This is a genomic window from Pseudoalteromonas sp. 31A1 (assembly GCF_011378815.1).
GTDB classification, from domain to species: Bacteria; Pseudomonadota; Gammaproteobacteria; order Enterobacterales; family Alteromonadaceae; genus Pseudoalteromonas; species Pseudoalteromonas arctica.
Genome location: NZ_WTKY01000030.1, coordinates 21,290 through 33,273, shown reverse-complemented (window position 1 = coordinate 33,273; position 11,984 = coordinate 21,290). Strand labels below are relative to the sequence as shown.

The window sequence follows — 11,984 nt, the reverse complement described above, 5'->3', positions numbered from 1 at the left end:
CTTAAGCGCAAACAGCTAGATAAAACAATATCGCACACAGTATCGCCTGAGCAGCCTAAGTTAATTGAGCGCATTGACAAACCTGATGCGAGATTACAAGAGAATCAAAAACATGCTCACAGCTTTGTAAATGCAAAACCAATTGAGTTAAATACTAAAGGGCAGTTCAGGGATATAAATGGCTTATTAAGAACAAATGCAGGACCAAACGCTCCTGAGTTTAAAAAATGGCTCGAAAATGGGGGAACGGTTCGATACGATGAACTCACTGATACCATCCTTTATGGTAGGCCAAATATGGAAACATCTTCTTTAGGGCAAGTTGATATTGAAATACCCTATATATCAGGCCCACCTGACGGCGCTCGTTATCCTGATTTTAATGAATATTCAATTGCTAATGTAAAAATCGAAAATATGACAGGTGTCAAAGAAAGGTATATTGAATTACCTGAAGTTGGTGATTTTTCAAAAGCATGGGAGAAGATGTCAGGCCAAAAAGGTGATCTGTATTTGACGGAAAGGTTTGGAATAAAAAGACGAATAAAGGGGGACAGAGTTGGGCAATGGCCAGATAAATCCCCATTAGATTTCACATGGCATCATCATGGAGATCAATCATCGATGTTATTAATTGATCAAGAGATACATGATATTTTTACACATAAAGGTGGGGCATCGGCTTCACGATAGAAGGGCTATTTATAATGAGCTTAATTATGACGCTATCAGAGAAAAACATTTCAGTGGAAGATGTAAATAATGCTGAGGAAAAGCTCGCTCTCAAGCTACCTGAACTCTATAAACTTTTTCTACTGCAAAATAATGGAGGAGTTCCAGAAAAGTATGCAATAGACTTTCAAGCAAAAAAACTAAGACTCCAAGGTGATGACATTAAAATTTTTTTTAGTATAGGAGGAAAAGTTACAAATGATATTACATTTAAAAATAAGCCAATAAATAACTCATTGCCACAAGGTTTAATTTATATTGCTAATACGCATTCGAGTAACTTTATTATACTCTCAACTAGAGAAGATTCTTATGGGCAAGTATTTTATAAAGATCACGAATTTGAAGACAAATCTCCTTTTGATCCAATAAATAATCAATTACCTGAAAGCATCGTAAAAATTGCTGATGATTTCGATGAATTTATTGCAAAGCTTTACGACCCAGATGAATAACTCTATTTACTAAAATTAACTACTTCAGTATATACCGCTCTTTAACAACACGGATGTTGTTAGGTTAGGCGCTAAAAATGAGCGCCTAACCTTTCACATAATGGCTGCTTTTTATGGTTAACGCCCTCATTTACTTCTCATTTCTTTCTCTTTGTGCAAAAAGGTAGTTAAGTGAGTTATTCACAAAGAGATTAAGAGGCGCTGCGCTTAAAGAGTAAAAGCTTAATGCGCCTACTGGCTCGGGTAATGGCGATTTAATTATTCACAACGCGGGCGGCGAGATAAAACTCGACAGCCAAGGTAATGTTGATATTACCGCCACTAACGTACTTACACTCGATCGCACATTTATAACCTTTGATGGCCCAGTTGATTACGACATAACCAGCCCACAAACAGCGCGGGCACCAAGCAATGCAAGCCCTGCCAATATTAGCCGTATTAGTGATATAACCATTAATGACTCAGGTATTGCTGCAACAACGTCAAGCGTAGTGGATTTACTTTATGTTTATCAAGATGGCAGCCCTGTAAAAAACGCACCTTATATAATCAAATTTGATGATGGAACACAAAGCACAGGCCAGCTAGATGAAGACGGTATAGCGCAATTAACCGATGTACCAAATGGTCAGTTTAATATTCAATACGGGGAAGATACGCGCGAGTATGAACCTCAAGATAACACGACACCAAACCCACTTTATAAAAGAATAACCCCCGCCTCTGCCATACAAATGAGTAGAGCTGGGCAAACAGCAACACTTGATGAAGCAAGCAACATAGCCAGCCAAGCGGGTGATTGGTTATGGGGAGCACTGCAAGGCGACTTTAATAAAGACCCTACAACGGCGCAGATTGTGGTAGGCAGTATTATTTCAATGATACCGGTTATTGACCAAGTCATGGACGTGCGGGATATTTTAGCCAATGTAATGCTACTGACTGATGACGATAAAGCCAACGACAGTGATGGCTGGATAGCCTTTACGCTCACCGCGATAGGTTTAGTGCCTGTGCTCGGCTCTGCAGTAAAAGGCGTTGGTAAAGTGGTGATTAAAAACAGCGGCGACACAATAGAAGCCGCAATTGCAGTCCTTCGTAAGTTGGGTAAAGGCGACCCCGTTCAGTATTTACGTAAAATAAATTGGCAAGACCTAGGTAAACAAGCAGCCAGCGAAGTAAAAACCTTTATAAAAGGCCTGCGCGATACACTCCACGAAATATCAACAAGTTGGCAATACGACCTACTGCTGCCACAGCTTGCCATAGACGGGATGCAAGCCACGATTAAACAGCTTGATGAAATAGCACCCAAAATAGACCAAGGCGTTAAAGGCGCAGCCAGTGAAATTGGCAATCGCGTAAACAAAGCCCTCGATGAATTCGAACCGCCGAAAAGCACCGGTATTGTGGGTAAACCTAAAAAGACCGTTGCGAATGAATTAGATGCGCCTAAAGGAAATGATTTAAAGGGGGCTAAAGGTAATAGGCCTGTTAAGTATGACTTAAACTACCAAACTGAAGCATATGCAAATTTAATAAACTCTAATAAACCTTGGTCGTGGAAGAATTTTCCTGACGGTGATAAATTAACAATAAAGCAAAAGCGTGAAATAAAAGCAAATGCAGTTAAACGCGGATTAGTCCCTGAAGTGAAATTAAAAGCAGGTACAAAATATCCTGACTTTGAAAGTGCTGGTTTATTAGAGAAAGTAGAGTCCTTACCAGAAAAGTTGTGGCTAGCTTCTGACTACCAACAATTTAAATGGCTAGACTCAAGAATCCCTGGAGGCAGACCTGATGGCTTCACCTGGCATCACTCGGAAATTAGTGGGAGAATGGAGTTAGTTCCATTTGGCGCACATAATATAATTAATCATCAAGGTGGCCGCTCTGTCGGTCATTGGGCATACGGAAAGCGATAGCATAATGAAAGATTTAAGTTTAGAGAAAAAAGTTTCTATAACACATGATGAGCTAGATTCATTAGAGATGTTTTTTAATATTAAGTTACCAATTAGCTACAGGGAATTTATTTTAAAATTCAATGGTGCATCCCCAGATGAAGTTATTATAAAAGTTAACTCTGAGGAGCGGGTATTGGAAAGATTTCTAATAGTTTCGGAAGATGAAAATCTCGATGGTTGCCTTATGCAATACGAAATTAAAGTCGTAATGGCTCAAATTGAGGAAAGGCTTACAGATAACGAAGACTTGATTGGAGCCGAGGCCTTACCTTTTGCTTACCTATTTGGTGGTGATTTTTTATGCTTAGATTTCAAAGAAGATGCAATAAACCCTAAAGTAGTAATATGGGATCATAATGAGTCTGAAGAGTTATCACCTGTTTTTTACAAAGCTTTTAATAATTTCCAAGAATTCCTTGATGCGATGTCTTTCGGCTAACTCATATTGACAAACCTTATGCTTGATTATTCAGTTTTTATGCTTGATTATTCAATTTAAATTCATTTATAACGCTAAGGACAGCCAATGCAAGCCGACATTAAAAACATCCCGCAACACCTAGGTCAGTACCTTTATCAGCAAATTGATGAGCAGTGGCTTGAAGCTCATATTATTTTAGATTGCGCAAATAATAAAGTATCAGAATGCAAAGCTCACTTTATTAAAGCAGATGACGATACACAGCATAAAATTTCAGTGTCTGAAAATATAACAGCGTTGTTTAAAACGTTATTTGACCACGCCATTAAAAATGAAGTGGAAGATTGGCAACGCGCTATTTTTACCATAACTCGCCAAGGCCAGTTTAACTTAAACTTTGAGCGCGATAATAACGATGAAGATACTTTATTACTTTAAATAAGCAGTACAAGCATAGCGTTCAATTTATTTAATACTTCATAAATTAATAACAATAATTGAACCTGAGCTGGATACATATTAAACTGTACGCCAATTTGTTTTTTAAACAAACGAAAGTCAAGGAAGACGAGTTAGGTACCCCAACTTATTAATACTCCTCCATGATATTTCGTGACATTTAACATTTATTATTTAAAATAATTTTACGGAGTACCTATGAAAAAATTAAGCGCACTTTTGGGTTTACTGTTATTAAGCGGTTGTTCTACACCTCCTCCAGCCCAAGAAACTGAGCAAGTAGTTTTAGAACCTATTGCAGAGATTAACGAAGTAGCTGCACCAATTTCATTAACTGTTATTACTAACCCTGCTGATGCTCGCGTTCGTATTATGAATATCAACCCTGTTTATAAAGCGGGTATTGAGCTTAAAGAAGGTAAATACGATATTGAAGTAAGCAAAGCAGGATACCTTACTTACAGAAAATGGGTTTCAGTTGATAAAAAAACAATACTAACTGTTGAACTCGATACAATGGAAGCAAGCCAATCGGCTCAGTAAGCTTCTCAGTACGTTTTAGTTTATATGCCTTAGCCTGGTTAATTTAATAACTGGCCTAAGGCATATTAAACCCTTCATAAAGCCACAAATATCCTACTGCGAAATAACTACCAACATTCACTAAAATACATAACCACAACACAATAATAAAACGTCGCTTTTGCGATTTATGACGAAGTAATTGTTGAGCAAGTAATGCCCCCGGCCATCCTCCAAATAATGTAAGTAGCTGCAGTGTACGCTCTGGCGTGCGGTTTACTTTTGTATGTGAAGAGCGCTTAGCTTGTCGCTTATCCCACGCGTACATTAAAAAAGTTATAGCACTTAATACACTTATATAACCAGGTACATATATTGGTATATAAACAGGTAAGTATTGCAGCGGGTAAGCTAACCAAATGGCAGCTAAATAAAGCAATGAGAATGTGATTAATATTTTCTTTATCAATTAATTATCACCTATACTGGGCTTATAAGAGCCTAACAACGAGAGCCAAATTATGACATATTTTAAATCGCTATTCTTAGCATTATGTTTATGCACATTTAGTAGCTTTGCTAATGAAACTGCCAGTAACCTTGATAAAGAGCTAGAAGTGTTTAAACCTTACTTAGGAACGTGGCAAACAGACTTTAAAGTACCAGAAGGCGCTAAAAAAATACAAGATGTTGGCCGTTGGGAACGCGCTTTAAACGGTAAAGCTATTCGTACCATGCACTCGATTAACGAGGGTGAGTATGGCGGTGAGTCGATGATTTTTTATGATAGCAAAAAGAAGTCACTCGTATTTTATTATTTCACTACGGCAGGATTTTACACTAAAGGCACAATAACGGTATTAAGCCCTACTCAGTTTGTAGCCTATGAGGAAGTAACAGGCAGTAAAGAGGGAGTGACTAAGGTTAAATCTACTAGTGATTTAAAAGACGATAAGTTTATTGTATCGACCTCTTATCTTAAAAAGGGTGAATGGACTAAGCCCGAAAGCAGAAGTTATACACGCAGTACAAAAACGGTTAAATTTAAATAGCCGCGATTTATAAACACAAAAAAGGCAGCCTAGGCTGCCTTTTGTCATTTATAAAATCGTATTTATTTTACATATTTTTTAAATGCAGCGTCTACTGGTGTATCAGCAAGGTGATTAGTGTAGTTGCTCATTACTTTTTGAGACAAGCCTACAATAATTTCAAGTAGTTGTTGCTTACCGTAACCTGCTGCAAAGAATTTTTCGATTTGCTCATCGCTGATCACGCCACGTTCACGTGTCATTGCGAGTGTAGTTTCACGAAGAGTTTCTAGCTTAGGGTTTTCAAGTGGTGTTTTGTTTACAAGTGCATCAACAACACCTTGATCAACTTTCATTGCCGCTGCAATACCACTGTGTGCAGGAACACAGTAATGACATGCGTGCTCAACGTTAATTGATTGCCATACTACTGTTAGCTCTTCTGCATTGAATGATGTTTTTTGAAACAGCTCGTGCAGTACTTGGTAACCTTTAAGTAATGTTGGTGCTTCAGCCATTACTGCATGTAAGTTAGGAAGCATACCAAATGCTGCTACTGAATCAGCTAGTAACGGTTTTGCTTCTTCTGGTGCGTTTTCTTGAGTGTATAAAGTAAATTCGGCCATGGTTAGCTCCTAATAATTAATAGTTTTAAGTAACTTCGAGACACATAGTATTTGATTTTGAGCGACTGTTCAAGTTAAAATTGAGCAAATGTTCAAATTGATTGAGAATGATATGGCTAATAAGGTTAAATTTGAACGCGATAATGTAGTTCGCGTTGCAAGCCAGCTATTTTGGCAAAAAGGTTTTCATGCAACCTCAACGCGTGACTTACAAGAAGCCGTTAATATGCGCCCGGGTAGTATTTACTCTGCGTTTGGCTCTAAAGAAGGGCTATACTGCGAATCGCTGAAAGATTACACAGTACAAATGAAAACCCAAATAGAGGGGTTTCTATCAAGTGCAGATACAGTACTTGGTGGGTTACGTGCATTTGTTGAAAATGTGGTCATTAAAACAAAAGATTGCAGCCCAAGCGCTATTTGTATGCTGGTTAAAGCAAACAGCGAGTTTGCAGAAAAAGACTCAAACCTATATGAGCTAAGCTTAGATTTAACCGCTCAATTTGAAGCTTATTTAACGCAGTTGTTTACACAAGCAATAAACAAAGGTGAGTTAAGTAATACGTTGACCGCTGTTGAATATGCGCGCTTTTTTCAGGTGCAATTTACAGGTTTACGCGGTTATTTTAATCGTCCTAATGTAGAGCAATTTGCTGAGCCAATGATCAACCAAATGTTTATGTTGATTAAAAAGTTATAAATAGCAGTTATCGCGCATTCTCAACAAGTTATACTTATTTTACTAAATAAAAATGGCCAGTATTAACTGGCCATTTTTTTGTGCTTAAAACTTAATTTATAAGTTACGTTTTAAGCTTATTTAGCTCATTATCTTGCTGGGCAACAAGTGCATTAAGCGCTTCGCTGCTATCCCCTGCTTGTGTAGATAAGTCAGCAAGTTGCGATGCGGCATCAGATATAAGCGTTAAATTACGGTTTATTTCTTCAGTCACTAAGCTTTGCTCTTCGGCAGCGGTGGCAATATGTGTAATTTGATTGGTTATTTCATCAACTTTAACGACAACACTGTGCAGAGCATCAAAAGCTACTGATGTTTCATCAACGGCATTTTGTGCACGTACTACGCCTTTTTCAATAACGGTAGATGCGTTACCTACTTCAGATAATAAACTATCAATTAACTGGCTTATGTCATCTGTTGATGAACGCGTTTTAGAAGCAAGTGCACGTACTTCATCAGCAACAACGGCAAAGCCTCGCCCGTGCTCACCAGCGCGCGCAGCTTCAATGGCTGCGTTAAGTGCAAGTAAGTTTGTTTGTTCTGAAATAGTACGAATTACATCTAATATTTGCGTAATGTCTTTACTACGCGAAGCGACTTTTTCAACTGCTTGGTTAGCTTCTTTAATTTCTTCAGACATCGTTTTAACTTGTGTCATCGCTGACGATAAGCTCGACTCACTGCTTACTACCAAGCTATTTATTTCATCGGCTTGTTGGGCTGATTGCTCTGATGCTCTGGCTACTTCGAGTGCTGTTGCGCTCATTTCGTTCATAGCCGTTACCACACTTTCAATTTCTTGAAATTGAGATTGAACATTATGCTTAGTATCAATAGCGATGTGTTGTGCTATTTCGCCTTGCTGTTTAGTTTGCTCAGACACCGCTTTTAGTTCAGAAATTAAATCACGTAGTTTTGCTAAAAATCGATTAAACCCACCAGCTAATGCAATAAGTTCTGCGTGGCTATCAACATGCAATGTATGCGTTAAATCACCCTCAGAACTTGCGAGGTTATCAACCCGCTGTTGAATTTGTTGTAGCGGCGCTATTACACCTGCAATTACTAATTTCATAATAACAAAAGCAACCACAGCAATTATTAAGCCTGTAATTAAAATAATAAACCCGAGTGATGCTGCTGTTTCTTGCATGTTTTTTTCTAGCGCTTCAGGCCCTGCAAGTGCTAGGTCTGTAGGTACTTCTATGATTAATGACCACTGAGTGTGTGCTAGTTTTATATCAATTGGATAATTTACTAAATATTCACTATTTGTTTTAAAAATACCGCTTTGCCCTTTAGACTTTTCAATATCATTAAATATAGTAGAACTAACAGCCTCTTTAATTGGGCGCCCTAATTTAGATTTATAATGACTGCTGCCTACAACTAAACCTAAATCACTTAATAAGGTTACTTTAGCTTGACCATTGTAAAGCTGCTTAGAAAGCTGCTCAGTCATTACTTGAAAGGTTGGTAGAGTTAAATCAACGCCTGCTAAACCAATAAACTGGCCTGACTTTAAAATAGGCACGGTTAACGAAGTTAGCATTACCGAATCGCCCGATGGGATTTCGTATAAATACGGTTCCATAATACAAGGCTTAAGTGTGTCTTTTGCGCACAAATACCACTGCGCTTCGCGAATACCAAACTCATTAAGCGTTGTTATGTATTTATCGGCGGCATTCGCTACTTTTTGTTGTTCAATTATGCCTTTTTGATCGCGAGTTATGTATACCTCTAACGTACCAGCACTATCTACTGAATGCTTATACCCTTGTTGATATTGAGAATCTTGCCCATCAAAAGCGTTTGGTTCAAATTGAGAATAAATAGATGATAAGAGAGTGTTTTGTTCTAAAACCGCTTTATTTATACTGACAACTGTATCTCGGTCTAAAGTGTTTTGTTTTGCTGCATTGCCAAGTAATGCCGCTAATGAATAAGGAACACGGTAAGCTTCATTAATAAAGCCAGCAATTTTTTCTCCGTATCCAGCCGCATGAGCATTAAGCTTTTCTTCTACTTCTACAATAATGTACTCTTCGGATTTGGTCGCTAACTGCTTATTACTTGATGATAACTGCCACCACAAAATGCCTGATAGCACTAGTACAGTTATAAATATACTACCGACACTTAGCCAGAGTAACTTTTTTGCTAACGATATTTCTCGCATTCATCACACCCTTTAAATTAAAACTACTGATACAGTTTAGTAGATCTAACCAACGAAGCTATGAATATCGTTAAACAAATTGAATTTAATACAATACGTTGAGTTTTTTAAAGTTTAGCCAAACGTGCCGTTGTAATTGAGGCTGCAATTAATAAACATACACTTACCCATAAACACGCACTAAGCCCATATACTTGAAAAACCCAGCCAGAAAGCACCGTACCAAGCAAACGCCCTATCGCATTGGCCATATAATAAAAGCCAACGTCGAGCGACACCCCATCGTTTTTAGCAAAACTTACTATTAAGTAACTATGCAGCGATGAATTTACAGCAAATACACCACCAAAAATAAGTAAGCCGATTACAAGCGTAAAATGTACCGCTACATCAAATTGCATCAACAACGCTAAAATGCCAGTTACGCCACTTAATAGAGCAACCCACCAATACGCTTTTTTGACTGAATGTGAGTTTGAATCACTTTGCCCTGTTATACGCGGTGCTTGCGACTGCACCAATCCATAAGCAATTACCCACAAAGCCATAAAGCCGCTTACCCACCAGTGATCCCAGTTAAACTGAGCGGCTAAGTAAACCGGCAATGCAACCACAAACCATACATCGCGCGCCGCAAACAAGCATAAACGCGCTGCACTAAGTAAGTTGATTGCCCGCGATTTAGAAAATAATTCTTTAAACTTAGGTTTGTTTTTAGCTTTACCAATATCGCCTTTTAAAAAAATTAAACTAATAACCCACGCAACACTAAGTAAAGCAATTAGGCTTATTAATGCCCCCACAAAACCAAATACGGTAAGTAGCAAGCCACCTAAAAAAAAGCCCACTCCTTTTAACGCATTTTTAGAGCCTGTAAGTATGGCAATCCATTTATATAATTGGCTTTGCCCTGCATCGTCTTGTGGTACTAAATACTTAATGGCGCTCTTTGCGCTCATTTTATTTAAGTCTTTAGCTATGCCACTCAGTGCTTGCGCTGCCATAACATAGGCAACGGTTAGCCAATCCCCAGGCACGCAAAGCATAGCTAAAGCTACAAGCTGCAGCCCAAGCCCTACATTCATGGTTTTGTTTAACCCTAAATGTGCTCCTAGCCATCCACCTACTAAATTGGTGATTACGCCAAAAATTTCATAAAACAAAAACAACATGGCTATTGCAAATGCACCATAACCCAACTGATGAAAATACAGCACCACCAGCATCCTTAGTGCGCCATCAGTAAGGGTAAATGCCCAGTAATTACCGGTAATTATTAAATATTGTTTTATAGAACTTGGTAAATTAGCTAACTGCGCAAGCATGAATTTAAACCTTTTTAAACGAGATTAAACCACATCACTTTGTGCAACTTTAAGCATTAGCTCAGCCGTACGGTTTGCATAACCCCACTCGTTATCATACCAAGCGTATAATTTAAGCTGAGTATTGTTAATTACCATAGTTGAAAGCGCATCTATGGTGCAACTACGTGGATCTGTTTTGTAATCTATAGATACAAGCGGTCTTTCTTCGTAGCCTAAAATGTCTTTTAGCTCGTTATTTGCAGCATTTTTAAACCAGGTGTTTACTTCATCTTGTGTAACACCGCGCTCAAGCTCAAAAACACAATCGGTAATTGACGCGTTAGTAAGAGGTACACGCACAGCATGGCCGTTTAATTTACCCTTAAGCTCAGGAAAAATATGCGTAATGGCTGTTGCACTGCCTGTTGTTGTTGGTATTAAACTAGTACCGCACGAACGTGCACGGCGTAGGTCTTTGTGGGGTGCATCTATAATCGTTTGGGTATTAGTAATGTCGTGAATAGTGGTCATTGAGCCGTGCTTAATGCCTACTTTTTCTTGCAGCACTTTTACAATGGGCGCTAAGCAGTTAGTTGTACACGAGGCGGCTGTAACAATTTTATGCTCACTTGGGTTATAAAGGTTATCGTTTACACCCATTACTATATTTAAAATCCCGTCTTCTTTCACAGGAGCCGTTACTACAACACGCTTAACACCTTGCGCTAAATATTGATTTAGCAGCTCAGTGGTTTTCATTTTACCGCTGGCTTCTATTACTACATCGCAATCTGACCAATCAGTTTCATTTATGGTTTTGTTGTTGGTAACTGCAATCGTGTGCTTACCCACACTAAAGCTATTATCATCACTAGTAACCTGCTGCGCTAAGCGTCCGTGTACTGAGTCAAACTCAATTAAATGTGCGTGTGTTTTAGCATCGCCCGCTACATCATTTACTTTAATAAACTCTATTTCTGGCCAATCAACTGCTGCACGCAGTGTTAAACGTCCCATACGGCCAAAACCGTTAATACCTACTTTAATAGTCATAATTAAATACCTTTAATAAGTTAATTTATTTACTAATTAGTTAACAACAGCTAGCTGCTCGTTCAGGGCGATTACCCATAGTATTTAACCGCGTTAAATCGTTTTCATAAAATGAAGGGTTTGCAGTCAGGGTTTGCGTTAATACATTTTTAGCCCATTCAGGCAGGGCTTTATTAATACTGTAATAAACCCATTGATTTTGCTTACGGTCGCTCAGTAATCCGCATTGTCTTAATTGTGCTAAATGGCGCGACACTTTAGGCTGGCTTAATTCAAGTGCAGCAACAAGTTCGCACACGCACAGCTCTTCTTGGTCGCTAATTAATAGCATTGCTTTTAAACGCGTATCGTCCGCTAAGCATTTATAAAATTGAAGTGGGTTGAATTGTTCCATAGTGTCCTCGCAGTGTTAGTGCATATACAATAAAACAAAAACTAAACATATGAAATAGTGAATATACGATTATTTGTATATTTAAATTAT

At 38.4% G+C, this 11,984-nt stretch carries 14 protein-coding genes; 8 read left to right on the top strand and 6 right to left on the bottom strand.

Annotated elements, in window-relative coordinates; translation table 11 throughout:
* The 6 genes from GQR52_RS18900 to GQR52_RS18875 all read left to right on the top strand — a co-directional run.
* A partial coding sequence (locus GQR52_RS18900; protein ID WP_165729445.1) for an HNH endonuclease occupies nucleotides 1-693 on the top strand: 693 nt, incomplete at its 5' end.
* 26 nt (nucleotides 694-719) lie between these two features.
* On the top strand, nucleotides 720-1,187 hold the full coding sequence (locus GQR52_RS18895; RefSeq protein WP_165729444.1) for an SMI1/KNR4 family protein: 468 nt from the start codon (nucleotides 720-722) through the stop codon (nucleotides 1,185-1,187).
* Nucleotides 1,188-1,681: 494 nt separating this feature from the next.
* Nucleotides 1,682-3,115, top strand: coding sequence for an HNH endonuclease (locus GQR52_RS20710; protein ID WP_240914496.1), 1,434 nt, complete (start codon nucleotides 1,682-1,684; stop codon nucleotides 3,113-3,115).
* Nucleotides 3,116-3,119: 4 nt separating this feature from the next.
* Nucleotides 3,120-3,596 carry an SMI1/KNR4 family protein gene (locus tag GQR52_RS18885; RefSeq protein ID WP_165729443.1) on the top strand — a complete coding sequence of 159 codons (477 nt, stop codon included), beginning with the start codon at nucleotides 3,120-3,122 and terminating at the stop codon, nucleotides 3,594-3,596.
* 87 nt (nucleotides 3,597-3,683) lie between these two features.
* Nucleotides 3,684-4,016 carry a DUF600 domain-containing protein gene (locus tag GQR52_RS18880; RefSeq protein WP_165729442.1) on the top strand — a complete coding sequence of 111 codons (333 nt, stop codon included), beginning with the start codon at nucleotides 3,684-3,686 and terminating at the stop codon, nucleotides 4,014-4,016.
* A 219-nt stretch (nucleotides 4,017-4,235) separates the two neighbouring features.
* Nucleotides 4,236-4,580, top strand: a complete 345-nt coding sequence (locus GQR52_RS18875) for a PEGA domain-containing protein (protein ID WP_007586203.1) — start codon at nucleotides 4,236-4,238, stop codon at nucleotides 4,578-4,580.
* 55 nt (nucleotides 4,581-4,635) lie between these two features.
* On the opposite strand, the gene GQR52_RS18870 is transcribed toward GQR52_RS18875, so the two are convergent.
* Nucleotides 4,636-5,028 (bottom strand): DUF1294 domain-containing protein, encoded by a 393-nt coding sequence (locus GQR52_RS18870; RefSeq protein ID WP_165729441.1) that lies wholly within the window; start codon nucleotides 5,026-5,028, stop codon nucleotides 4,636-4,638.
* A gap of 52 nt (nucleotides 5,029-5,080) precedes the next feature.
* On the opposite strand from GQR52_RS18870, the gene GQR52_RS18865 reads away from it, so the two are divergent.
* Nucleotides 5,081-5,611, top strand: coding sequence for a hypothetical protein (locus tag GQR52_RS18865; protein ID WP_165729440.1), 531 nt, complete (start codon nucleotides 5,081-5,083; stop codon nucleotides 5,609-5,611).
* Nucleotides 5,612-5,673: 62 nt separating this feature from the next.
* Here the strand turns inward: GQR52_RS18865 and GQR52_RS18860 are convergent, their stop codons facing one another.
* A complete protein-coding gene (locus GQR52_RS18860; protein WP_007586212.1) occupies nucleotides 5,674-6,216 on the bottom strand; it encodes a carboxymuconolactone decarboxylase family protein in 543 nt (180 codons plus the stop codon).
* A 112-nt stretch (nucleotides 6,217-6,328) separates the two neighbouring features.
* Between GQR52_RS18860 and GQR52_RS18855 the strand changes: the two genes are divergently transcribed.
* Nucleotides 6,329-6,916, top strand: a complete 588-nt coding sequence (locus GQR52_RS18855; RefSeq protein ID WP_010553549.1) for a TetR/AcrR family transcriptional regulator — start codon at nucleotides 6,329-6,331, stop codon at nucleotides 6,914-6,916.
* 103 nt (nucleotides 6,917-7,019) lie between these two features.
* Here the strand turns inward: GQR52_RS18855 and GQR52_RS18850 are convergent, their stop codons facing one another.
* The 4 genes from GQR52_RS18850 to GQR52_RS18835 form a co-directional block, all read right to left on the bottom strand.
* Nucleotides 7,020-9,140, bottom strand: a complete 2,121-nt coding sequence (locus tag GQR52_RS18850) for a methyl-accepting chemotaxis protein (protein ID WP_165729439.1) — start codon at nucleotides 9,138-9,140, stop codon at nucleotides 7,020-7,022.
* 107 nt (nucleotides 9,141-9,247) lie between these two features.
* The gene (gene arsJ / locus GQR52_RS18845) at nucleotides 9,248-10,465 is read right to left on the bottom strand and encodes an organoarsenical effux MFS transporter ArsJ (RefSeq protein WP_101163124.1); all 1,218 of its coding nucleotides are present in this window, start codon (nucleotides 10,463-10,465) and stop codon (nucleotides 9,248-9,250) included.
* A 24-nt stretch (nucleotides 10,466-10,489) separates the two neighbouring features.
* Nucleotides 10,490-11,500 (bottom strand): ArsJ-associated glyceraldehyde-3-phosphate dehydrogenase, encoded by a 1,011-nt coding sequence (locus GQR52_RS18840; protein WP_024608439.1) that lies wholly within the window; start codon nucleotides 11,498-11,500, stop codon nucleotides 10,490-10,492.
* A gap of 40 nt (nucleotides 11,501-11,540) precedes the next feature.
* Nucleotides 11,541-11,894: a metalloregulator ArsR/SmtB family transcription factor gene (locus GQR52_RS18835; protein WP_165729438.1), complete on the bottom strand. Its 354-nt coding sequence runs from the start codon at nucleotides 11,892-11,894 to the stop codon at nucleotides 11,541-11,543.
* Between the last annotated feature and the right edge of the window lie 90 nt (nucleotides 11,895-11,984).